Raw genomic sequence first — 23211 nt, forward strand, 5'->3', positions numbered from 1 at the left:
GGCCTTCCTCGGCCGCAAGCACGACGCGGCCGAGGCCATCACCGCCCTGGAGCACGCCCGCGCCACTTTCCCACGCGTCTCCTTCGACCTGATCTACGCCCGCCCCGGCCAGGCCGAGGCCGCCTGGCGCGCCGAGCTCCGGCAGGCCCTGTCGCTCGCCGCCGACCACCTCTCGCTCTACCAGCTCACTATCGAACCCGGCACGCAGTTCGCCACGCTGTTCGGCCGCGGCGTCTTCACCCTGCCCGAGGGGGATGAGGCCGCCCGCCTCTACACAGCCACCGCCGAGGAAGCCGCCCGCTTCGGCCTGCTGCCCTACGAGATTTCGAACTACGCCCAGCCCGGTGCCGAGAGCCGCCACAACCTCGCCTATTGGCGCTATGGCGATTATCTCGGCATCGGCGCCGGCGCGCATCAACGCCTGACGCAGCCCGACGGCACCCTGCTCGCCGCCCGCCGCCACCGTGCGCCGGAGGAATGGCTGGCGCGGGTGCAGCGGGATGGTCATGCGGTGGTGGAGGAAGAAGCCCTATCCCCCCGCGACCGCGCCCGCGAAGCGCTGCTGATGGGCCTCCGCCTGCATGAGGGCGTCGACCCCGCCCGCATCGCCCGCCGCAGCGGCCTGCCCTTCGAAAGCTGTGTGGACATGGCGGCGCTGGCGCATCTGGAAGCCGAGAACCTCCTCGCCTGGCGCCCCAACGGCCATCTGGCCGCCACACCGGACGGGCTGCTGCGGCTGGACGCGCTGCTGCCCTTGCTGGTCAATTGAGGCCATGACCCGCACCGCCTTCCTCGGCGCCTATGGCTACGGCAACCTGGGCGATGAGCTTTGCCTGATGGAGGCGATGGCCGCCTTCCCCTCAACCGAGAGCCACGCCTTCTCCGTCGCCCCCGCCTGGACGCTGCGCTGCTGCCCCGGCCTTGATGCCTGCTTTGCCGATGGCGCCGCCATGCTGGCGCTGCGGCCGGACCGCGTGGTGTTCGGCGGCGGCATGTTCGGCGTGCCCGATGCCTTCCGCAACTGGATGCCCTGGCTTGCCCAGGCGGAAGCGCAGGGCGCCGAGATCCATTTCCACAATCTTGGCGTCGCCTGGCTGCTGAAGGATCTCGACTGGCTGGATGCCACGGCGCGCGGCGTCATCGCCCGCCTCGCCAGCTTCACCGTGCGCGACTATCTGGGCGTGGAGCGCATTGCGGAGGCCGGCTTCGGCCGCCTGCCGCGCATCAGCTTCTTCCCCGAGGCTGACATCCCACCGGATACCAGCCTGGCCGACGCCCTGCTGCCGCGCGGGGCAAAACTGCTCGGCCTGTCCATCATCCCGATGCCCAACATGAAGGCCTGCCTGCAACAGGAAGCCGGGCTGGTGCGTGATCTGCTTGCGGAATTCGCGGACCACCAGATCGTCCCCATCGTCTCCACCGTCCATGTGGACAGCCAGGCGGAGGACGACATGGCCGGCGCCGCCGCCTTCATCCAGGATTTCCTGCCGCGCGCCCGCATCGCCGCGCCCGCGCTGCTGGATCGCGATTTCTGGCGCGCCCAGCTCACCCCGCGCCGGCTCAAGGGCCTGGTCTCGCGGCTGGATGTGCTGGTGACGCAGCGCAAGCACAACGCCATCCACGCCATCGGCTGCGGTGTCCGCGTCATCGGCCTGCACCCGCTGGAGGATAACAGCCTGCGCCGCACCTTCGTCGCCATGGAGCATCGCCTGCCCCCCGGCTCCCGCTGCCTCGGCCTGTTCTACAGCTGATGCGCACCCTGATCCTGGCCGAGCGGCCGTTCCGCGACCTGCGCTCTCGCGCCCTGCTGCTGGACCTGCCGCGGCATCTCGGCGGCGCTGTGCCGCTGCTGCTCTCCACCGCCGCGCCCACCGCACCCGCGGGTTTCGAGACCTTCTCGCCGGAGGCTGATCCGGCCGCGCATGGTATCACCCGCGTGGTCATCGCCGGTGCCTTCCACGAACGCCCCCAACTCGAACAAACGCTCGCCATCGCCGGCCGCGCCCTTGCGGCCGGTGCGAAGCTCGAGGTCCGCGCCTTCACGGTCGAACGCGGCGCCGCGATGCGCGATCCGCCCAAGGGGGTGGAGCTGCTGGCCCAGGCGCAGCCGCTGGAATTGCGAGACCACCACACCGCCAATGCGCTGATGGTCTGGCGCAGCGCGGCCGCCTTCCGCATCCACCCCTACCCCGAATGCGCCACGGCACCGGATGACGCCTTGCTGCCCCTGCTGCCGGAGGGGCCGATCCTCGGCCTGTCGATCCTGGGTGGCGGGCAGATGCGGCAAGCCTGGACGGCGCGGCTGGCGGAGCTGCGGGCGCTTCTCGCCCCGATGCAGGGCTGGGCCATGCTGCCCCTGCCGATGGAACACACCGCCAGCCCGATGGATGATTTCGCCGGCACGCGGGATTTCCTGGCCGCGATCCTGCCCGGCACCAGCCTGCTGCTGCCCGAACTGGCGCAGGATGTCTGGCGCCGGCGTCAGTTCACGCCCGCGCGGATGCGGGCGCTGGTCGCGCGCTGCGGCGTCGTGATCACCAACCAGGACCTGCCGGCCGCCTTCGCCATCGCCGCCGGCGTGCCGGTCATCGGCCTAGCGCTCGGCACGGACCGCCGCGCCATCACCTGCCTCACGCAGTTCGCCAATACGCTGACCGCCGGGTCGCAGCTTCTGCACCCGCCGCGCGCCTAGAGGGTGATCCTCTGAGGCAGAGTCGCCGAAAGACGAGAATCACACGATAAAACAATAGGCTAGAGTCAGGGCCGTTCGGCGGCCAGCTCCAGCGCCCTCGCATAGACCTGCTTGCGTGGCAGCCCGGTGGCGGCCGCCACCATCGCCGCCGCATCGCGCAGGCTCTGCCCGGCCATGGCGGCACGCAGCTGCGCGTCGAGATCGGCCTCCGCCGTCACCTCCTCCGGCGCCGGCCCGACGCAGATGCAGATCTCGCCACGCGCCGGCTCCGTCGCGTAATGCCCCGCCAATTCGGCCAGGCTGCCGCGGCGCACCTCCTCGAAGCGTTTCGTCAATTCGCGCGCCACGGCCGCCGGCCGGTCCGCCCCCAGCCCCTCCGCGAGCGCCGCCAGCGTCTCGGCCAGCCGGTGCGGCGCCTCATGCAGCACCAGCGTGGCCGTCAGGCCGGCGCGCTCCGCCGCCCGGTGCCGCGCGATCGCCGCCGCGCGCGGCCCGTCCTTCGGCGGCAGGAAGCCCAGGAACACGAAAGGGTGAGGCGGCAGGCCGGACAGCGTCAGCGCGACCACCGCCGCGTTGGGGCCTGGAATGGCAGTGACAGGCACCCCGGCCTCGATGGCGGCACGCACCAGGCGGTATCCGGGGTCGGAAACCAGCGGCGTGCCGGCATCGGAGGCCAGCGCCAGCCGCTGCCCGCCTTCGATCCGGGCGAGCACCCGGGGTATCATCTCCGCCTCGTTGTGGTCATGCAGTGGCACCAGCGTCGCGGAGACGCCATAACGCTGCAACATGAGGCCTGTTACCCTGGTATCCTCGCAGAGCACGGCATCCACCGCGCCGAGCACCGCGAGAGCCCGGGGCGACAAGTCGCCGAGATTACCGATCGGTGTCGCCACCAGGGAAAGCCCAAGCGGGGCCTCCCGAGGCGCCGCCCGTTCAGGAGGGTCGCCGTTTGCCACGTCCTTCGTCCCGCTATCCGTCCGACGCGCCGGAGCAATCGGCGCCGTTGCCCAGAACGCCCTGGCGCCGCCGCCGCCTGGGCGGGGCCACGCTGGGGGCGCTGGTGGGCGCTGTTCTGGGCCTCGCGGCCTGCGCGCCGCAAGCCCCCCGCCCGTCCTTCATCGGCGTGGCGCCGCCGATTGGCGGCCAGCCGGTGCTGCCCGGGCCGGTCGGGCCGCAACGCGCGGCCATGCTGCTGCCGCTGACCGGGCCGCAGGCGCCGCTCGGTCAGGCAATGCTCAATGCCGGCTACATGGCGCTGTTCGACGAATCGCAATCCGGTATCGAACTCGCACCGCGTGACACCGGCGGCACCCCCGCGGGCGCGCAGGCCGCGGCGCGGGCGGCGATTGCCGATGGCGCGCGCATCCTGGTCGGCCCGCTGACCAGCGCGGAGGTTGCCGCCGTCTCCGGCCCGGCACGGGATGCCGGCGTGCCGGTGCTGGCCTTCACCAATGACCAGCAGCGCGCCGGTGGCGGCACCTGGGTGCTTGGCATCACGCCCGAACAGCAGGTGCGCCGCGTGGTCGCCGCCGCGGCGGCGCAGGGCGCGCAGCAATTCGCGCTCGGTGCGCCGGATAATGATTTCGGCCGGGCATTGGCCGCGGGCCTGCGTGGCGCGACCGCCGATCTCGGCCTGCCGCCGCCGCGCATCGCGCTGCACCCGGCCAATGCCGAACCCTCCATGGCCGCCTCCGGCGCACGCGCCAGCGGGGCGCGCGCCGATGCGGTGCTGATCGGCGAAACCGGGGAACGCGCCCGCCGCTTCGCCGCCACCTGGATGTCCGAAGCCCAGTCCAACGGTCAGCAGCCGCGCCTGCTCGGCACCGCGCTCTGGCTGAACGACACCTCCCTGGGGCGGGAACCGGCGCTGGAGGGGGCCTGGTTCGCCGGCCCGGATGGCCGCGCCCGCGCCCGGTTCGAGGCGCGCTATCGCGATGCGTTCCGCGAAACCCCGCCGCGCATCGCCGCCACCGCCTATGATGCCGCCGCCATCGCCACCCGCGCGCTGCGCAGCGGTGCCCTGCCGGGCCAGGCGACGACCGGCGGGGCCTTCGCCGGCGCCGATGGCCCGGTGCTGCTGCTGCCGGATGGCCGGACCCAGCGCGGTCTTGCGATCTATGCCGTTTCCACCGGTGGCGAGCCGCAAATCGTGGAACAGGCGCCAGCGCCTGGCGGCCCCGGTTCCTAGGATGGGTCGCACGGACCCGCTGAACCGGGAGGGTTGAGGCGCCATGCCGGTCGCGGGTCCTCCGGCCGGGCGCTGGCTGGCCGGGGCGGCACTGATCGGCGGCGTGCCGGCCTTGTCCCTGTTCATGCTGCTGCTCGGCGGCGCGGTCGATGCGGCGCCGGGGCTGCTGGCGCTGGGCGCCACGTTGGTCGCCGCGCTGCTGGTCTCCCGCATCTGGCTGGCCAATATCGGCGCCCTGTCGGCTGCGCTGCGGCAGGCCGCGGATGGCACCGGGATGGTGCCGGAACTCACCGGACGGCTGCTGCTGCCCTCGGTGGCGGATCTGGCGGAAACGGCGCGCCGCGTCGCCCGCGCCCTGCAATCCCGCACCGAGCAGGTCTCCCGCCTCCGTCAGGCGGATGAGGCGATCATTGAGCGTCTGCCCGACCCGCTGGTGGTGCTCGATGCGGATGGCGCGCCGCTGCGGGCGAATTCCGAAGCGCGGTCGCTGTTCGGCGCCGCCCCCGGCAATGCCGGGGACCTCGCCGCGCTGCTGCGCCACCCGGCGATGGCCGAGGCGATAGCCGCCGCACTCTCCACCGGCCAGCAGCAGCGCGCCGAGATCGTCCTGCCGGTGCCGGTGGCGCGGGAATTGCGCGTGCATGCGGTGCCGATGGACCCGCCACTGGGCGATGGCGGCCGCCTGCTGCTGGTGCTGTCGGACCGCACGCGGGACCGGGCGGTGGAGCGGATGCGCGCCGATTTCGTCGCCAATGCCAGCCACGAGCTGCGCACCCCGCTCGCCAGCCTGATCGGCTTCATCGAGACATTGCGCGGTCCGGCCGAGGATGACCGGGAAGCCAGCGCCCGCTTCCTCGGCATCATGGCCGAGCAGGCGGATCGCATGCGGCGGCTGATCGATGATCTGCTGGGCCTGTCGCGCATCGAGATCACGGAACATCAGCCGCCCACCGGCCGGGTCGATCTCGGCGCGCTGATTGCCGCGGAGGTGGAGGCGATGGCCCCGATCCTGGCCGGTCGCAACGCCCGTGTGGCGCTGGAGGTGCCGGCCGGGCTGGTCGCCGAGCCGGCCGATTCGGGCCAGCTGGCCCAGGTGCTGCGCAACCTGCTGGAGAATGCCTGCCGCTACGGCCGGGAAGGCGGCACCATCCGCCTGTCCCTGGCGCGGGCGGAGGCCAATGCGACCCCCCGCTGGCCGGCGCGGCCCGGCATCGTCCTGTCCGTGGCGGATGACGGCCCGGGCATTCCCCGCCAGCACCTGCCGCGGCTGACGGAACGCTTCTACCGCGTCGACCGCGGCCGTGGCCGCCATGCCGGCGGCACCGGCCTCGGGCTCGCCATCGTCAAGCACATCGTCAACCGCCATCGCGGCCAGCTGCGGATCGAGAGCGAGGAAGGCGTCGGCTCCAGCTTCCAGGTCTGGCTGCCGGCGGAAGCGCGGCCGGAGGGGCCGTAAGGGGCGGCGACTTTTTCGGCGCTCCGGCGTTGCTGCGAAGCCGGTGCCAGACTCCGGTGCCTTTCGATGGAGCCGCGCGTGACCCCCCAGCCCCCCCTGTTCCAGTCCTTCTTCCTCGCCGGCTTCGAATGCTCCTCGCATCGCAACATGTCGCGCCGGCGGCTGGACATGATCGCGGCCACCCGGCACGACCTGCTGGCGCTGGAGGATTACAGCCAGCTTTCGGAACACGGCATCCGCACCGCGCGGGACGGTCTGCGCTGGCACCTGATCGAGACCACGCCCGGCCAATATGACTGGTCCTCATTGCTGCCGATGCTGCGGGCGGCGGAGGCGGTGCGGACCCAGGTGATCTGGGACCTGTGCCACTATGGCTGGCCGGATGACCTGGATGTCTTCAGCCCGGCCTTCGTCGACCGCTTCGCTGCCTTCGCCGCCGCCTTCGCCCGGCTGCATGTGGAGGAAACCGGCCGCCCGCCCTTCGTCTGCCCGGTGAACGAGATGTCCTTCGTCGCCTTCGCCGGCGGCGACATGGCACGTTCATCCCCCCACACCAGGGGGCGGGGGATGGAGCTGAAGCGCAACCTGGTGCGGGCCGCCATCGCGGCGACAAGGGCGGTGCGAGCGGCCGCGCCCGGCGCCCGCTTCGCCTGCATCGACCCGCTGATCAACATCGTCCCCCGGCATGCCGGGGAGGAAGCGGCGGTGCGCGCCCACAATGCCAGCCAGTGGCAGGCCTGGGACATGGTGGCGGGGCGGGAGGCGCCGGAGTTGGGCGGCAGCGAGGACATGCTGGATGTGATCGGCGTGAACTACTACTGGAACAACCAGTGGCTGCATGATTCCCAGCCGCTGAGCGTGTTCGATTCCGGCCGCTACCGCCCCTTTCGCGACCTGTTGGCGGAGGCCGCGGCCCGCTACGCCCCGCGCCCCCTGTTCATCGCCGAGACCAGCATCGAGGGCAGCCCCCGCCCCACCTGGCTGCGCTATGTGACGGAGGAGACCCTGGCCGCGGCGGCATCGGGCGTGCCGGTGCATGGGGTCTGCCTGTATCCCGTGATCTCCCATCACGGCTGGGACGATGACCGCTACTGCCCCAACGGCCTGCTGGAACTGACCCCCCTGCATGGCCGCCGCCAGGTGCATCGTCCCCTGGCGGAGGAACTCGCCCGGCTTCAGGGGCAGGCCGCCAAGGCCCTGATGGGCGAGCGCCGGGCCGCCATGCGATAGGCCGGCTCGATCGCGCCGATGGAATTCGGCGCGACAGGGCCGCATCATCATCCGCATCCCCTTGACCCTGCGCCGTGACGTGGCATGTCGGGTCGGTGATGGACCTTCCCGCCCAGACCGTGCCCGCACCCGTCGCCTCGGCCAGCCGGAAGCGGCTGGCTGTCGTGCTGCTCAACCTCGGCGGACCTGATGCGCCGGAAAGCGTCCGGCCCTTCCTGGTCAACCTGTTCACGGACCCGGCCATCCTGCGCGTGCCGGGCTTCGTGCGCCCCTGGCTCGGCCGGTTGATCGCCTGGCGGCGGACCAAGCCGGCAACGGAGAACTACGCCATCCTCGGCGGCAAATCCCCGCTGCTGGAGCTGACCATCGAACAGGGCGTGGCGCTGGAGGCCTTGCTCAACAAGGACGGGGCGGAGGAGGTGAAGTGCTTCACCGCCATGCGCTACTGGCATCCGATGAGCGACGAGACGGCCGCCGCGGTGAAGGCCTGGGGGCCGGATGAGGTCATCCTGCTGCCGCTGTACCCGCAGTATTCCACCACCACCACCGGCAGCAGCGCACTCGCCTGGATCAAGGCCGCGGCGCGGGCGAAGCTGGAGGTGCCGACCACCACCATCTGCTGCTTCCACTCCCACCCCGGCTTCGCCAGCTCCACCGCCGAGATCGTGCGCGGCGCCTGGGACAAGGCGCGGGCGGAGCTGGACCCCGCCATTCCGCTGCGCGTGCTGTTCAGCGCGCATGGCCTGCCCGAGAGCATCGTGAAGGCGGGCGACCCCTATCAGTGGCAGGTCGAACAGACGGTGGCCGGCGTGGTAGCGCGGCTGGATCTGCCCGATCTCGACCACGTCGTCTGCTTCCAGTCCCGTGTCACGCCGCAGAAATGGATCGGCCCCTCCACCGAGGATGAGCTGGAGCGCGCGGGCCACGACAAGGTGGCGGTGCTGGTGGTGCCGATCGCCTTCACCTCCGAACACTCGGAGACGCTGGTGGAGCTGGATGTGGAATACCGGGAGGAGGCGGAGAAGCTGCACGTCCCCGGCTATTTCCGCGCCCCCGCCCAGAACTCCCACCCCGGCTTCATCGGTGCGCTGGCCGACCTGGTCCGGCATGGCCGCACCAGCAACCGCACGCTGTGTTCCTTCGCCGGCCCGCGGCAATGCCCGAAGAACCACAAGGACTGCCCGCATGCGGCCCTGATCGGGCGGCTGGAGGCGATGCCGGGCATCCCGGTGGAACGCACCGCCCGCGCCCGCACCGCGGCATGAGCGCCCGCTTGCGCCCGGCCGCCGTGCTGTTCGATTGCGACGGCGTGCTGGCGGATAGCGAGGCGCTGCACAACCGGATCATCGCCGAGGAAATCTCGGCACTCGGCTGGACGATGGACGCGGCCGAGGCGGAACGCCGCTTCATCGGCCTGTCCTGGCGCAACATCGTCCCGCTGGTCGAGGCCCGCCTCGGCCCCGATTCGGTGCCGGGAGATTTCGTGGAAGGCGTCGTCGCCCGCGTGCTGCGCGCCTTGCGCGAGGAGGTGGTGCCGATCCCCGGCGCGCTGGAGGCGCTGCGCGTCATCGTCGCCGCCGGCATCCCCGTGGCGGTGGCCAGCAACTCCTCCCGCGCCGAATTGCGGACCAAGCTGCACGGGCTGGGCCTGACCGAGATGTTTCGCGGCCGCACTTTCTCCTACGACGATGTGGCGATGCCGAAGCCGGCGCCGGACATGTATCGCGCGGCCGCCGAATCCTGCGGCGCCGACCCGCATCACTGCGTGGTGGTGGAGGACAGCCTGACCGGCAGCCGCGCCGGCCTGGCTGCGGGCTGCCGTGTGCTCGGCTTCGCCCATGCGACGGACCCCGCCGCGCTGCGCGGTGTCGGCGCGGAGCCGTTCCACAGCATGACGGATCTGCCGGGCCTGCTCGGCCTGCCTGAGGCGGCCGCGGCATGACGCTGGATTTTCTCGCGCCGCTCTACCCCTGGACCAAGTCGCTGCATTTGATTGCGGTGATCGCCTGGATGGCCGGGCTGTTCTATCTGCCGCGGCTGTTCATCTACCACTTCCAGGTTCCGGTCGGCGATGCGCGGTCGGAGCTGTTCAAGGTGATGGAACGGCGGCTGCTGAAGGCCATCATGAACCCGGCGATGATCGCCACCTGGGTGTTCGGCCTGGCGCTGATTCTGACCCCCGGCGTGGTGGATTGGACCGCCGGTTGGTGGCATCTGAAGCTGACCAGCGTGCTGCTGATGTCCGGCTTCCACGGCATGCTCGGTGCCGCCCGCAAGCGCTTCGAGGCCGATGGCCGCCCGCGCACCGAACGCGCCTGGCGCTATTGGAACGAGGTGCCGACGGTGCTGATGATCGTCATCGTCATCATGGTGATCGTGAAGCCGTTTTAACCTCAGGCGCCGGCGCGGCCTCCGGCCACTAGGCTACGCGCCACTTGGCGCGGCGGCCGTTCGGCCGCTCGCCCGCCGGCGGCGGGCGCAGGTTGTTCCCCGCCGGCACGATCTGCTCCCGGCTCCGTCTCCCTTCGGCTCGCGAAGCCCTTGCAAAGCCCCCAACAATCCGCCATCTGTGGATTGACGGTTCGCCCCGCGCCCCATAGGTTTGCCGGGTCGTTCCGACAATCGGCCAAGCGTCGCGTCCTGCGGCGTAGCTGATCTCTCCTTATCCTCAAGACCTCTCCTGGTCGTCGCAACCTTGCCCTGCAACGGGATCGCGGCGCGGGAATGGCCCCCGGCATCCGGCCTTTGCCCCTGGTGAAGCTGGACAAGGCCCAGACCGAGACTCCAGGTCCGCCCGTTTCCCCTTCCTCGCGCACGACGGACGCGTCCGCACATGCATCTCTCCGAACTCAAGGCCAAGTCACCGGCCGATCTCCTCGCCTTCGCAGAATCCCTGCAGGTCGAGAACGCGTCGTCGCTGCGCAAGCAGGACATCATGTTCGCGATCCTGAAGACCCTGGCGGAGAATGAGCAGGCCATCTACGGCGACGGCACGCTGGAAATCCTGCCGGATGGCTTCGGCTTCCTGCGCAGCCCGCAGGCCAACTTCCTGCCCGGCCCCGACGACATCTACGTCTCCCCCGCCCAGGTGCGCCGCTTCGGGCTGCGCACCGGCGATACGGTGGAAGGCCAGATCCGCGCGCCGAAGGATGGCGAGCGCTACTTCGCCCTCCTCAAGGTCGACACCATCAACTTCGAGCCGCCCGAGGCGCTCAAGCACCGCATCAACTTCGACAACCTCACGCCGCTGTACCCGACGCGGCGCCTGAAGATGGAGAATGCGGAGGCCGAGGCCCAGGCCAAGGGCCCGACCAAGGACTACACCCACCGCATCATCGACCTGGTGGCCCCGATCGGCATGGGCCAGCGCGCCCTGGTCGTGGCGCCCCCGCGCACCGGCAAGACGGTGATGCTGCAGAACATCGCCAAGTCCATCACGGCGAACCACCCCGACGTCTTCCTCATCGTGCTGCTGATCGATGAGCGGCCGGAGGAAGTGACCGACATGGCCCGCACCGTGCGCGGCGAAGTCGTGGCCTCCACCTTCGATGAGCCGGCAACGCGCCACGTCCAGGTCACCGAAATGGTGCTGGAGAAGGCCAAGCGGCTGGTCGAGCACAAGCGGGATGTGGTGATCCTGCTGGATTCCATCACCCGCCTCGGCCGCGCCTACAACTCGGTCGTGCCATCCTCGGGCAAGGTGCTGACCGGCGGCGTGGACGCCAATGCGCTGCAGCGCCCGAAGCGCTTCTTCGGCGCCGCGCGCAACATCGAGGAAGGCGGTTCGCTGACCATCATCGCCACCGCGCTGATCGACACCGGCAGCCGCATGGACGAGGTGATCTTCGAGGAGTTCAAGGGCACCGGTAACTCCGAGCTCATCCTCGACCGCAAGCTCTCCGACAAGCGCACCTTCCCGGCGATCGACATCACCAAGTCGGGCACCCGCAAGGAAGAACTGCTGGTGGACCGCGCGACCCTGTCCAAGATGTGGGTCCTGCGCCGCATCCTGAACCCGATGGGCACCCAGGATTCGATGGAATTCCTGCTGGACAAGCTGAAGTACAGCAAGACCAACCAGGATTTCTTCGACGCGATGAACACCTGATAGGGTGGGGCGGGGCGGCCATGCCACCCCGCCTCCCCATCTGCCGGACGTCATCATGGACCAGCTTGCCTCCACCCCCGGGCCCACCGCCCGCCTGATGCGCGCCGCCGTCTTCGCCGCCCGCGTCCATGCCGGCCACCGCCGCAAGGGCGCCGCCGCCGAGCCCTATGTGAACCACGTCCTCGAAGTGGCGCAGATCCTGGCCGAGCACGGCGCGCCGGAAGACGCCATCCTCGCCGCCCTGCTGCACGACACGGTGGAGGACAGCGACGCGGACCCCGACCCCATCACCCATGACCGCCTGGTGGCCGAATTCGGTGCCGAGGTTGCGGGGCTGGTGGCGGAGGCAACGGATGACAAATCCCTGCCGAAGGAAGCCCGCAAGGCCCAGCAGGTGCGCCACGCGCGCGGCTGCTCGCCCGGCGGCAAGATGCTGAAGCTGGCGGACAAGATCTCCAACCTCCGCGCCATCACCGCCAGCCCGCCTTCCGGCTGGGATCACGCCCGGCGCGTGGAATATGTCGGCTGGGCCGGGCGCGTCGCCGCCGGGCTGAAGGGCGCCAATACCGGGCTGGATGCGCTGTTCGACACCACCTATCGCGAGGCCATCGCCGGCCTCGCCCGCGACACCTGATCAGCCCCGCGCGGGCGGCAGGCAGGCCTCCGCCAGCAGCCGGAAGGCTGCGGCGCGGTGGCTGATGGCGTGCTTCGCCTCGGCGGTCATCTCCCCGAAGGTCTCGGCCAAGCCATCCGGCACGAACATCGGGTCATAGCCAAAGCCGTTGGCGCCGCGCGGCGGCCAGACCCAGGCGCCATGCGCCTCGCCCAGGAAGCCCTCGGTGTGCCCATCCGGCCAGGCGAGCACCAGGGCGCAGGAGAACCAGGCCCGCCGATCCGCCGCATGCCGCGCGAGCTTCTCGACCTTCGCCATCGCCATGCCGTAGTCGCGCCCGGCGGGCGTCTCCGCCCAATCCGCCGTCCGCACCCCCGGCGCCCCATCCAGCGCCGCGACGGAAAACCCGCTATCATCCGCCAGCGCCACCATCCCGGAAGCCCGCGCCGCCGCCAGCGCCTTGATGCTGGCATTACCGAGGAAGCTGTCCTCCGTCTCCTCCGGCTCCGGCAGGCCGAGTTCCTTGGCGCTGACAATCGCGATGCCATGCGGCGCCAGCAGCGCCGCATTCTCCCGCACCTTGCCGGCATTGTGCGATGCCATGACGATCCGGGTTTCGGTCAGCCGCCGAGGGCTCATCCGCGGATCGCCACCTTCTGCATCTCGAACAGCTTGCCCGTGCCGGCGCGAGCCAGCGCCATCAGCTTCAGCAGCTCTTCCTCGCTGAACGGCGCACCCTCCGCCGTCGCCTGCACCTCCACCACGCCGCCCGAGCCGGTCATGACGAAATTGCCGTCCGTCTCCGCCTTGCTGTCCTCGGCATAGTCGAGGTCCAGCACCGGCGTGCCCTGCCAGATGCCGCAGGAAATCGCGGCGACATGGTCGCGCAGCGGAATCGTCTTCAGCACATTCATCTTCACGCAATGCTGGAAGGCCAGATGCAGCGCCACCCAGGCGCCCGTGATCGCCGCACAGCGCGTGCCGCCATCCGCCGTCAGCACATCGCAATCGAGGGTGATGGACATCTCCCCCATCGCCTTCAGATCCGTCACGGCGCGCAAGGACCGCCCGATCAGCCGCTGGATTTCCTGCGTCCGGCCAGATTGCTTGCCCTTCGCCGCCTCCCGGTCACTGCGCGTATGCGTGGCGCGCGGCAGCATGCCGTACTCCGCCGTGACCCAGCCCTGGCCGGTATTGCGCAGGAAGGGCGGCACCCGGCTCTCGATGCTGGCGGTGCACAGCACCTCCGTCAGCCCGAACCGGATGAGGCAAGACCCCTCCGCATGGCGCGAGGCCCCGGGGGTGAAGGTGACGTCGCGCATCGCATCGGCAATGCGGCCGGAGGGACGGACGAAGGGGGCTTTGAAGCCGGCAGGGAAATCGATCATGGGCTAGCGCGTAACACGACCAGAGAAGACGGGGGAGTGAACTCCCCCGCGCCCCCTCCTTTTTTTCGGGACTCCGCCAGATGGCGGGACTGCCGCGAACGATGTTGATGATGGACAACGCGCAGGCGCTAGCACGCATCCGGCGGTGTGGAGCCTGTTGCTCGTGCTCGCGGCAGAATCGGGATGTTCGAGCCAAAGAAATGCTCACGCGGACTTCTTCCGAGCGGCCCTTTCCTTATCTGCTTCGGATGTTTTTAGGACTTATTGTAGATGCCGATGAAGGTTACGTTCATCCCGTAGCGACCGCGGGAGTTTTCTTCGTGAAGCTCCATCTGCCCGTTTTTGAATCTCAGGCGAATCCGGTAGCTGCCATTTTCCGAATACTCACAACCTTCGATTATGCCGGCATCGTCGACCTGTCCGGCAATCCCGAGTTCGCCCATGTTGGGACCATAATCTCGGTGCGCACCCCAAACGGCGAACCCGGATATATAGTATCGGGGACGTTGTTCCGTTCCATCAGGTATAGGCGTTAAATTCACTTCAGCGCTGTCCGATCCGGTTCCCGTGCGGACGTAAGTTCCCGCATAGGGATCAGTGGCTGGTAGCGCGAGAGACCCAAAGTGGACGGGTATGTTGAGGGCCTTCTCGACGTGATCGTATAGCTCGTGTCGATAGGATAAGATCTCGTGCGCAGTGAAGTTTTTCCGCTGACTGGATCGGCTATCGTACTCGTCATGATGATTTAAACAGAGAAAGGCCAGGTTTTCTTCGCGGTTATTTGTGTTGTCTCGGTCAATGTGTGCAATCTGACCCGATTTGAGATCGAAATCACGATTGATCGCAAAGCAGATGCAGCACCGACGCCTCGATCTTATCAATACGGATGTCTCGGTGGTTTTGGACAAAGCAGCCCGCGCCAAATTCTTCATCTCCATTTTTGCATGGCTGTGTCAGAAGAGTAGGTTCGGCCTTACCCTACAGTCACTTGCTGCTGACCGTTAGCGGTGAAGACGTGAAGGCATTCTATTCGATCAGCCCCCGCCCGTCCCATCCTCATGCGCAAACTCCGGCACCAACGCCCCCAGCCGCGCCAGCGCCGCCTTGCCATCCCCCGCCCCGGCCAGCGCCGCGATCTCGTCGATCGCCTGGCCCATCACCGCCACATCCGTCGTCCGCGGCACCGCCACCAGCAGCCCGGCGAAATTCGTCGGCTGCGGCGGCTCCTGCCCGTGGAACAGTTCCTCGAATAGCTTCTCGCCCGGACGCAGCCCCGTGAAGCGGATCTCCACATCCTCCTCCGGCCGCAGCCCCGCCAGGCGGATCATGCGGCGCGCGAGGTCCACGATCTTCACCGGCTCGCCCATGTCGAGCACGAAGATCCCGCCCTCGCGCAGCTCCTTCGGCTGGTCGGCGCGGTCCGTCGCGCCCACCACGCTCGCCTGCAGCACCAGCCCTACGGCTTCGCGCACCGTCATGAAGTAGCGGCGCATATCCGGGTGGGTCACGGTCAGCGGCCCGCCGCGCTCCAATTGCCGGCGGAACAGCGGCACCACGGACCCGGTGGAGCCCAGCACATTGCCGAAGCGCACCGTCACCAGCCGCATCCCCACCCCGGTCGCCCGCGCGGTCCGGTCCAGCGCCTGGCAGTACATTTCCGCCAAACGCTTCGAGGCACCCATCACGCTGGTCGGGTTCACCGCCTTGTCGGTCGAGATGAACACCATCAGCGCACACCCCGCCGCCCGCGCCGCATCCGCCACCACGCGGGTGCCGGCGGCGTTGGTCAGCAGGCCTTCCATCGGGTCGTTCTCGACCATCGGCACATGTTTCAGCGCGGCCGCATGGAACACCAGCTCCGGCTTGATCTCGGCGAACAGTCGCCCGATCCGCTCGGCATCGCGCACATCCGCCAGCACGGCGCGGCGCGGCACATCCGGGTTCCGCTCCCGCAGCTCCAGGTCGATTTCGTACAGCACGTACTCGCCGTGATCGAGCAGCGTCAGGCTGGCCGGGCCGAGCGCCGCCACCTGCCGCGCCAGCTCCCCGCCAATGGTCCCGCCCGCGCCCGTCACCAGCACGCGCTTGCCCTGCACCAGCCGGGCCATCCCCTCCCGGTCCAGCGGCACCTGCGGGCGGTCCAGCAGATCCTCGATCTCCACTGGACGCAGCCGCACGCGCTGCTCAGGCTCCGCCCGTTCGCCCGGCCGGCGGCTGGCCGGACCCAGCGCCGTCACCCGCGGCGCGCGCTTCACCGGCACGCCGTGGCGATCCGCCGCATCCAGTAGCCTCTGCAGCGCCGCGCCCTGCATGTCGGGCGAGGCCAGGATGATCTGCGCCGGCAGCCGCCCATCCTCCCGCAGCCCATCCAGCACGCCCGCCGCATCCTCCACCGTGCCGAGGATCGGCAGCCCATGGATGCGCCGGCCGAGCTGCCGCGCCCTCTGAGACAATATTCCCACCACCCGGTAGGCCGGGCTGCGTTCCTGGGCCAGCGCGCGGATGAACAGATCCGCCCCATCCCCCGCGCCCACCAGCAGGGCGGGCTGCGCCGGGGTCTCGCTCAGCGGTCCGGCGCGCCCGGCATGCTGCAACCGCGCGGCAATCCGCGGCGCGGCCAGCAGGGCCGCCAGCACCAGCGCATGGATCACCGGAAACCCGATATTCCGCGGATGCCAGGCGTCGATCAGGTACAGCCCCATCCAGAACAGCACCGCGCCGCCCAGCGCGGCACCGGAACTCGCCAGCAATTCGGGCAGCGACGCAAAGCGCCAGTATTGCTGCGGCAGCCGCAGCGGCAGCCCGGCCATCAGCAGCGCGGCCACCGCCCCCGGCACGGCGCCGAGCCACCATAGCCCCGGTGGCCAGCTTCCCGGCATGGCGAGCCAGACCGCCGCCGGCAGGGCGAGTGCCGCCACCAGCGCGTCCAGCCCCAGATTGAGGAGAATTCGATCCCGCGCCGATGCCGCCATGCCGCCTCCATAGCCCTGCGGGCGCCTCCCCGGAAGGCGCAACGGTGGCGTTCGACGTCGCCCCCTGTTCGTGCCAATTTCCGGCCCACGGCAGAAGGCCGGCGGCAGAGGGGCATACAGGTGATGGCCGAAGGCAGGCTGGTGATCGGGACCAAGCGCTACTCCTCCTGGAGCCTGCGCGGCTGGCTCATGGTGCATCTGGCGCAGCTCGATGTGGAGGAGGAGGTCATCGCCCTGGCCGGCGGCGGCAACACCCAGGCCATCAAGGCCGTCTCCCCCAACGCCCTGGTGCCCTATCTGGAACATCGCGGCGCCCGCGTCTGGGAAAGCCTGGCGATCGCGGAATACTGTGCGGAGTTCAGGGCGGACCTCTGGCCGCGCGACCGCGCCGCGCGCGCCCATGCCCGCTCCATCGCGGCCGAGATGCATGCCGGCTTCCGCGGGCTGCGCATGGCGATGCCGATGAATCTCGGCCGCGATTTCGCCGGCCATGGCCGCAACAAGGACAGCCTGGCCGATATCGCCCGGATCGAGGCGATCTGGGCCGAGGCGCTGGGCCTCTATGGCGGCCCCTTCCTGATGGGCGGCGATTTCGGCCTGGTGGATGCCATGTATGCCCCCGTCGTCGCCCGCTTCCTGACCTGGAAGCCGGAGATCACGCCGCTCAGCCAGGCCTATTGCGACGCGGTCCGCGCCCATCCTTTGGTCGATCGCTGGTACCGGGAGGCTGCGGCCGAACCCGCGGAGTGGCTGCTGCCGAAATACGAGGACCCTGCCCTGTGAGTGTCGCGACAACCCTGGACCATGCCGGCCTCTGCACCGCCGATCTGCCGGCGCTGACCGCCGCCTGGGAACGCATGGGCTTCGCCCTGTCCCCCTTCGCCCGCCAATCCGGCAAGCGCACCCCGGATGGCGCGGTGGAGGCCTATGGCACCGGCAATCGCTGCGCCTTCCTGGAACATGGCTATATCGAGCTGCTCGGCCTGGTCGAGCCCGGCCTGTTCTCGAACGGGCTGGACGGCTTCCTGGCGCGCTATACCGGCGCGCATATCCTGGCCTTCGGCATCCAGGATGCGGAGGGCAATCTGGAACGCCTGCGCCGTGGCGGCCTGGCGATTCCCGGCGTGTCCTGGCTGCAGCGCCCGGTCGAGGAGGGCGGCCCGATCGCCCGCTTCGCCCGGCTGCCCTTCCCGGATGCGCCGGAGGGCCGCATGCAGCTCATCCAGCATCTCACGCCCGAGCTGGTCTGGGACCGCCGCTGGATGGCGCATCGCAACGGCGCCGTATCCCTCGAGACCGCCATCCTGGCCGTCGCCGACCCGGCTGCCACCACCGCGCGCCTGTCGCAGCTCACCGGCCAGCCGGCGCGGCCGGACCCGCTGGCGGGCTTCGTGCTGGCCCTGCCGGGTGCTGCGGGTGGGGCCGGGCCGTTCTCGCCGGCCCTGGCGACGCATCTCCGCATCCTGCCGGAAGCCGCGCTCGGCCAGGTGCTGCCCGGCGTCACCGCGCCGGCGCTGCCCTTCATCGCCGGGCTGGTGATCCGCACGAAGGACCAGGGCCAGGCGGCCCGCGCCGTGCTGGCCGGCCTGCCGGTGGTGCAGGCGCCGGACGGCATCATGGTGCCGCCGGAGCACGCCGGCGGCGCCGCGGTGGTCTTCGCGTGACCACGCTTGCGGCCATCCGCCATTCGCTGCGCACCTATTACGGCCCCGGCCGGGCCGCGGCGCTGGATTCCTTCCACGCCCGCTTCCTCGGCCCCGGTGAGCTCGGTTTCGATATCGGCAGCCATGTCGGCGACCGAAGCGCGAGCTTCCTCCGCCTCGGCGCCCGAGCGCTCGCTGTGGAACCGCAGCCGCGCCTGGCCCGGCTGATCCGCCTGCTGCATGGCCGCACGCCCGGCTTCACGCTGGTTTCCACCCTGGTCGGCGCGGAGCCCGGCAGCGCAACCCTGCGCGTGAACTCCCAAAACCCCACCGTCGCCAGCGCCTCGCCCGATTTCATCGCCGCCGCCGCCGGTGCGGAGGGCTGGGAGGGTCAGGTCTGGGACACGGAGCTGACCCTGCCGGTCACCACGCTGGATGCGCTGGCCGCCGAGCATGGCGCGCCCGATTTCCTCAAGATCGATGTCGAGGGCTATGAGGCGGTGGCACTGTCCGGCCTCTCCCGCGCCCCGCGCAGCCTGTCCTTCGAATTCACCACCATCCAGAGGGAGGTTGCGGCGCAGTGCCTGGCGAAGCTGGCGACCCTCGGCTACCGGCACTTCAACGCCTGCCTGGGTGAGGGCATGTCCTTCGCCCATTCCGCCCCGCTATCCGCGGTCGCCATGTCCCAATGGATCGCCGCCCTGCCCCATGCCGCAAATTCCGGCGATGTCTATGCCAGCCAGGAGCCCGCGCGGCTGACCCCCTGATACCAAACCCGCGCCTCCGGCGCCGGCGCTTTGCCTGGCTCGCCGCATAAGCGGCCTTGGCCAGCGCCGCTGGCCGGCAGGCTGCGTCTCATGGGACTTGATATGAACCGATGCAACTCCATGCCCTGACCGAGCATCTGGCCTTCGCCACCGCGCTTGCCCTGCTCTCGGCCGCCGTGGTGCGACTGATGATTGCCTTCCCCATCCTCGACCAGCCGAATGCCCGCAGCGCGCACAGCAACCCGACGCCGCGCGGTGGCGGGCTGGGCGTGGTGGTGGCCTTCGTCGCCGGGATGCTGGTGCTGTTCCTCACCGCGCGCTTCGCCCGCATCGCGGATACGCAGTTCCTCGGCGTGATCCTGGCGGCGGTGGCGATCGCGGCGGTGGCGCTGGCCGATGATGTGCGGGCCCTCTCGGCCCGGCTGCGGCTGGCGGCGCAATGCGGCGCGGCGCTGGTGGTCGTGGGCAGCGGGCTGGTCGTCTCCCGCCTCGCCCTGCCCTACATCGGCGTGACGGATCTCGGCGTGCTCGGCGTGGTGCTGACGCTGATCTGGATCGTCGGCTGCACCAATGCGGTGAATTTCATGGATGGGCTGGACGGGCTGGTCGGCGGCACGCTGCTGCTGGCGGGGCTGGCGCTGGCGCTGGTGGCGGCCTTGCAGGGCGGCTGGTTCGTCTATGCCGCAGCCTTGTTCCTGGCGGCGGGTTTCGCGGGCTTCCTGCCCTTCAACCTGCATCCGGCGCGCATCTTCATGGGCGATGTCGGCAGCCAGTTCGCCGGCTTCATGTTTGCCACCCTGGCCGTCGTCGCATCACGCTTCGATGGCCAGCAGGTGTCCTTCCTGATCGTGCCGCTGCTGCTGTTCGGCCTGTTGTTCGATGCCGCCTTCACCCTGGCCCGGCGCGCGGTGATGCGCGAAAGGCTGACCGAGGGCCACCGCACCCATCTGTACCAGCTGGCGCAGCGGAGTGGCATGCCGACCCGCGCCGTGGCGGCCACCCATTGGGGTTTTGTCGTCTTCCATGCCGGGCTGGCGCTGGCCTTCCTGGCCATGAACCCCGCTGCCAAGCCGCTGGAGGTGCTGCCGGCGCTGGCGGTGCAGCTTGCCTGGCTTGCCTATGTGCTGCGGCGGATGCGCCGCGCCGGCCTCGGCTGGCGCTGAGTTACCCGCCGCAGCGGAACGGCACGAAACTGCTGGCGGTGCCGGCATTCATCGCGGCAATGGTCATCGCATCCGCCAGCGCCAATTCCTGCGGGGATCGCGGGCAGACCTCGATGCGGGCGCGACAGCCGGATTCCAGGAAAGCCGCGTGCCGGTCGAGGAATTCGGCACCCAGCCCCTCCCGCCCGAACATCGCCAGCGCCTGCGGCCACATGGCGGCGTAGCGGGCGCATTTCTCGGCGTTCCAGTCGCGGCTCGCCTGGCCCTGCGCCTGGGCGGCTGCGGGGGCGGGCGCGGCCAGCAGCAGCAGCAGCGCGAGTGCCGGCCTCACAACGCCTCCACCTCCAGCACCGCATCGCCCACCCATTGCCGGCTGCGCCGCACCGCACCGGTCGCGGCCTCCGCCTCGAAGCGGTTCTCGAAGGCGATGTCGGCGCCGGTGCAGGTTTCGGTCACCACCAGCCAGGCGCCTTCTGCCACCGCCGCCAGGCGGCAGGACAGTGCCACACCGAAGCGCAGCCCGGCGGCCTCACCCTCCGCGCCGCGCAGATCGATGCTGCGCCGCGTGGTGGCACTGCGCCCCAGCAGCGCGGCAGGGTCGGCCAGCGGGTCCGGCTGGTCCAGCCTGGTGGCGGCCAGGCCCGGGCCGAGGCCGGCGGTGGCGGTGATGCGCGGCCCTTCCGTGGCCAGCGCCGCGCCGCCCTCCGCCCGCCACAGCCGGCGTTCCCCGCTGGCCTGCACCAGCGTGAACAGGAAGGGACGCCGCGCGCCCGTGACGCGCAGCGCCGGCCCGTTCACGACCGGTGCGGCGGCCTGCACGGCTGCCTGATCCCCGCGCAGCACGGCTGCCTGGTCCCCGCGCAGCACAGCTGCCTGGTCCCCGCGCAGCACGGCTGCGACCGGCGTATCCCCGCAGCCGGCCAGGCCAAGCAGGGCCAGCGCCGCCAACAGGGTGTGCCGCTGCCTCATGCCGGGCGTGCGGATGGTCGCCATTGCAGGGACAGCAGCCCCACCGCCAGCGCCATGCCGACCAGATGCGGATAGGGCACCAGGCCGGGAAGCATCGCCTCCAGCAGCGCCGGGAACATCATCAGGATGCCGGCCACCGCCAGCGTCCAACGCTCCCAAGCCGCAAGGGCGTAGCGGAAGAAGCCCTGGCAGGCGATGGCCAGCGTGCCGAGCCCGATCACCGCCAGCATGAACTGCCAGGCCACATCGCCCCAGCCCATGTCGCCGCGGAATTGCAGCAGCAGCGCCACGCCCTGCGGGTCCGTCACGAAGACGAAGGGCATGACGAAGGCGGGCAGGGTGTATTTCCAGGCCTGGAAGGTGGTGCGGTAAGGCCCCGCGCCGGTGATCGCGGCGGCGGCGAAGGGCGACAGCGCGGTGGGCGGCGAAACCTCGCTCAGCACCGCGTAGTAGAACACGAACATATGCGCCGCGTAGTCCGGCACGCCGAGCTTGATCAGCGCCGGCGCGGCGACCACCGCGCAGATGATGTAGCTGGCCGTCACCGGCACCGCGAGGCCGACCACCCAGACGATCAGCGCCGTATAGATCGCCGTGATCACCAGCGACCCGCCCGCCGCCTGGATCGCGATGTCGGAGAATTTCAGCCCCAGCCCGGTCAGCGTGATGACGCCGACGATGATGCCCGCGCTGGCGCAGGTGGCCGCGATGCCCACGGATTGCACCGCGCCCGCCGCCAGCGCCGCGATCAGCTTGCGCGGCCACAGCGCCTGTTCCGGCCGCACGAAGGACAGCAGCACCGCGACGCCCATCGCGTAGAGCACCGACATGGTCGGCGAGTAGCCGATGACCATGAAGAAGATGATCGCGATCAGGGAGGAGAAGTGGAAACCGTATTTCCGCAGCATCACCGGAATCGGTTCGACCTTCAGCGCATCATCCGGCACCGCATTGCCGCTGGCCGCCAGCCGGCGCTGGTCCAGCTCCACCATGAACAGCAGGGACGCGTAGTAGAGGATGGTCGGGATGATCGCCATCGTGATGACTTCGAGATAGCCGATGTTCAGATACTCGGCGATCAGGAAGGCCGCTGCCCCGAGCACAGGGGGCGAGATGATGGCGCCCAGCCCGCCCGCGGCGAGCAAGCCACCCGCATCATCCGGCCGGTAGCCAACCTTCTTCATCATCGGCCAGGCCACGGTGCCGAGCGTGACGGTGGTGGCAACCCCCGACCCGGAAGGCCCGCCCAGCAGGAACGATGACAGCACCACGGTGCGGCCCGCGCTGGCCGCCTTGCCGCCGGTGGCGGCGAAGGAGAAGTCGACGAAGAACTTGCCCGCGCCGCTGGCCTGGAGGATGGCGCCATACATGGTGAACAGGATGATCAGCGTGGCGGAGACATCGACCGCGGAGCCGAAAATCCCCTCCAGCCCGATCGCCAGATGCGGGATCATCCGCTCGGAATCATAGCCCTGGTGCTGCCAGGGCGCGGGCAGCCAGTTGCCGTAGAAACCATAGAGCAGGAAGGCGATGGCGACGATCGGCATGACCGGCCCGGTGGCCCGTCGCGCCACTTCCAGCACCATCGCGACCAGCAGCCAGCCGACCACGATATCCATCGGCTCGGGGAAGATGGCACGATCCTGCAGATCGTCGCCGCCGCTGATCATGTACCAGATCACATAGATCGCGCCCGCCGCCAGCGCCCAGTCCCACGGCATCAGCCGGTGCCGGAAGCGGCGCGAGACCGGGAACAGCGTGAAGCCGATGACCATGGCGAAGCCGACATGGACGAAGCGCAGCGTCGTCGTCGGCACGATGTCCCACGCCGCCCACAGGTGGAACAGGCTCATCGCCAGCGCGATGGAAACGGCGGCGAGGCCCAGGATCCCGGTGAAGCGATTCTGGGCGCCCTCCTCCTCCTCGATCAGGGTTTCGAGGCGCGAGGCGGTGGCCTCGTCGAGGCTGCCGGGCGCAATCTCCGGCGGCAGGGCGGAATGGGTGCTCACGATGTCAGCTCCG

The 23211-nt window shown here is 70.0% G+C and carries 23 protein-coding genes; 15 read left to right on the top strand and 8 right to left on the bottom strand.

Annotation, left to right across the window (positions count from 1 at the left end):
* From Q8S40_RS06220 to Q8S40_RS06230, 3 genes are all read left to right on the top strand, one after another.
* On the top strand, positions 1 to 769 hold a 769-nt coding region (locus Q8S40_RS06220), incomplete at its 5' end, for a coproporphyrinogen-III oxidase family protein (RefSeq protein WP_305669693.1).
* Between the two features lie 4 nt (positions 770 to 773).
* Positions 774 to 1751, top strand: a complete 978-nt coding sequence (locus Q8S40_RS06225; protein ID WP_305669694.1) for a hypothetical protein — start codon at positions 774 to 776, stop codon at positions 1749 to 1751.
* Complete coding sequence (locus Q8S40_RS06230; RefSeq protein WP_305669695.1) at positions 1751 to 2692, top strand: hypothetical protein; 942 nt, start codon at positions 1751 to 1753, stop codon at positions 2690 to 2692. The genes Q8S40_RS06225 and Q8S40_RS06230 overlap by 1 nt, the downstream gene beginning before the upstream one ends.
* Positions 2693 to 2757: 65 nt before the next feature.
* On the opposite strand, the gene rsmI is transcribed toward Q8S40_RS06230, so the two are convergent.
* Positions 2758 to 3648 carry a 16S rRNA (cytidine(1402)-2'-O)-methyltransferase gene (gene rsmI, locus Q8S40_RS06235; protein ID WP_304813126.1) on the bottom strand — a complete coding sequence of 297 codons (891 nt, stop codon included), beginning with the start codon at positions 3646 to 3648 and terminating at the stop codon, positions 2758 to 2760.
* Between the two features lie 47 nt (positions 3649 to 3695).
* On the opposite strand from rsmI, the gene Q8S40_RS06240 reads away from it, so the two are divergent.
* From Q8S40_RS06240 to Q8S40_RS06275, 8 genes are all read left to right on the top strand, one after another.
* Complete coding sequence (locus Q8S40_RS06240; protein WP_305669696.1) at positions 3696 to 4880, top strand: penicillin-binding protein activator; 1185 nt, start codon at positions 3696 to 3698, stop codon at positions 4878 to 4880.
* Between the two features lie 43 nt (positions 4881 to 4923).
* Positions 4924 to 6336, top strand: coding sequence for an ATP-binding protein (locus tag Q8S40_RS06245; RefSeq protein WP_305669697.1), 1413 nt, complete (start codon positions 4924 to 4926; stop codon positions 6334 to 6336).
* A 78-nt stretch (positions 6337 to 6414) separates the two neighbouring features.
* A complete protein-coding gene (locus Q8S40_RS06250) occupies positions 6415 to 7566 on the top strand; it encodes a beta-glucosidase (RefSeq protein ID WP_305669698.1) in 1152 nt (383 codons plus the stop codon).
* Positions 7567 to 7664: 98 nt separating this feature from the next.
* Positions 7665 to 8831 (top strand): ferrochelatase, encoded by a 1167-nt coding sequence (hemH, locus tag Q8S40_RS06255; RefSeq protein ID WP_304813116.1) that lies wholly within the window; start codon positions 7665 to 7667, stop codon positions 8829 to 8831.
* Entirely contained in the window at positions 8828 to 9508 is a 681-nt protein-coding gene (locus tag Q8S40_RS06260) for an HAD family phosphatase (RefSeq protein ID WP_305669699.1), read from the top strand. Before hemH ends, Q8S40_RS06260 begins: the two co-directional genes overlap by 4 nt.
* Positions 9505 to 9957 carry a protoporphyrinogen oxidase HemJ gene (hemJ, locus tag Q8S40_RS06265; RefSeq protein WP_305669700.1) on the top strand — a complete coding sequence of 151 codons (453 nt, stop codon included), beginning with the start codon at positions 9505 to 9507 and terminating at the stop codon, positions 9955 to 9957. The genes Q8S40_RS06260 and hemJ overlap by 4 nt, the downstream gene beginning before the upstream one ends.
* 442 nt (positions 9958 to 10399) lie before the next feature.
* A complete protein-coding gene (gene rho, locus Q8S40_RS06270; RefSeq protein ID WP_304813108.1) occupies positions 10400 to 11674 on the top strand; it encodes a transcription termination factor Rho in 1275 nt (424 codons plus the stop codon).
* 55 nt (positions 11675 to 11729) lie between these two features.
* Complete coding sequence (locus tag Q8S40_RS06275; protein WP_305669701.1) at positions 11730 to 12308, top strand: HD domain-containing protein; 579 nt, start codon at positions 11730 to 11732, stop codon at positions 12306 to 12308.
* On the opposite strand, the gene Q8S40_RS06280 is transcribed toward Q8S40_RS06275, so the two are convergent.
* From Q8S40_RS06280 to Q8S40_RS06295, 4 genes are all read right to left on the bottom strand, one after another.
* On the bottom strand, positions 12309 to 12926 hold the full coding sequence (locus Q8S40_RS06280; RefSeq protein WP_305669702.1) for a non-canonical purine NTP pyrophosphatase: 618 nt from the start codon (positions 12924 to 12926) through the stop codon (positions 12309 to 12311).
* Complete coding sequence (rph, locus tag Q8S40_RS06285) at positions 12923 to 13675, bottom strand: ribonuclease PH (protein WP_304813101.1); 753 nt, start codon at positions 13673 to 13675, stop codon at positions 12923 to 12925. Before rph ends, Q8S40_RS06280 begins: the two co-directional genes overlap by 4 nt.
* A gap of 254 nt (positions 13676 to 13929) precedes the next feature.
* On the bottom strand, positions 13930 to 14607 hold the full coding sequence (locus Q8S40_RS06290; protein WP_305669703.1) for a hypothetical protein: 678 nt from the start codon (positions 14605 to 14607) through the stop codon (positions 13930 to 13932).
* A 102-nt stretch (positions 14608 to 14709) separates the two neighbouring features.
* Positions 14710 to 16647, bottom strand: a complete 1938-nt coding sequence (locus tag Q8S40_RS06295; RefSeq protein WP_305669704.1) for a nucleoside-diphosphate sugar epimerase/dehydratase — start codon at positions 16645 to 16647, stop codon at positions 14710 to 14712.
* 123 nt (positions 16648 to 16770) lie between these two features.
* Here Q8S40_RS06295 and Q8S40_RS06300 point away from each other — a divergent pair, with 123 nt between their 5' ends.
* From Q8S40_RS06300 to Q8S40_RS06315, 4 genes are all read left to right on the top strand, one after another.
* On the top strand, positions 16771 to 17430 hold the full coding sequence (locus Q8S40_RS06300) for a glutathione S-transferase family protein (RefSeq protein ID WP_305669705.1): 660 nt from the start codon (positions 16771 to 16773) through the stop codon (positions 17428 to 17430).
* Positions 17427 to 18311 (top strand): VOC family protein, encoded by an 885-nt coding sequence (locus tag Q8S40_RS06305; protein ID WP_305669706.1) that lies wholly within the window; start codon positions 17427 to 17429, stop codon positions 18309 to 18311. The genes Q8S40_RS06300 and Q8S40_RS06305 overlap by 4 nt, the downstream gene beginning before the upstream one ends.
* Positions 18308 to 19057 (top strand): FkbM family methyltransferase, encoded by a 750-nt coding sequence (locus Q8S40_RS06310; protein ID WP_305669707.1) that lies wholly within the window; start codon positions 18308 to 18310, stop codon positions 19055 to 19057. Before Q8S40_RS06305 ends, Q8S40_RS06310 begins: the two co-directional genes overlap by 4 nt.
* A gap of 110 nt (positions 19058 to 19167) precedes the next feature.
* Positions 19168 to 20220 (top strand): glycosyltransferase family 4 protein, encoded by a 1053-nt coding sequence (locus Q8S40_RS06315; protein ID WP_305669708.1) that lies wholly within the window; start codon positions 19168 to 19170, stop codon positions 20218 to 20220.
* A gap of 1 nt (position 20221) precedes the next feature.
* On the opposite strand, the gene Q8S40_RS06320 is transcribed toward Q8S40_RS06315, so the two are convergent.
* Genes Q8S40_RS06320 through Q8S40_RS06330 form a run of 3 tightly spaced genes read right to left on the bottom strand, consistent with a single transcriptional unit; the run spans position 20222 to position 23198 of the window.
* Positions 20222 to 20551 (bottom strand): hypothetical protein, encoded by a 330-nt coding sequence (locus Q8S40_RS06320; protein WP_305669709.1) that lies wholly within the window; start codon positions 20549 to 20551, stop codon positions 20222 to 20224.
* On the bottom strand, positions 20548 to 21189 hold the full coding sequence (locus Q8S40_RS06325; RefSeq protein ID WP_305669710.1) for a YjbF family lipoprotein: 642 nt from the start codon (positions 21187 to 21189) through the stop codon (positions 20548 to 20550). Before Q8S40_RS06325 ends, Q8S40_RS06320 begins: the two co-directional genes overlap by 4 nt.
* Positions 21186 to 23198 carry a TRAP transporter fused permease subunit gene (locus tag Q8S40_RS06330; RefSeq protein WP_305669711.1) on the bottom strand — a complete coding sequence of 671 codons (2013 nt, stop codon included), beginning with the start codon at positions 23196 to 23198 and terminating at the stop codon, positions 21186 to 21188. Before Q8S40_RS06330 ends, Q8S40_RS06325 begins: the two co-directional genes overlap by 4 nt.
* Positions 23199 to 23211 lie beyond the last annotated feature (13 nt).

The sequence above is a fragment of the Falsiroseomonas sp. genome (genome assembly GCF_030695085.1).
In the GTDB taxonomy this organism is placed as follows: Bacteria; Pseudomonadota; Alphaproteobacteria; order Acetobacterales; family Acetobacteraceae; genus Falsiroseomonas.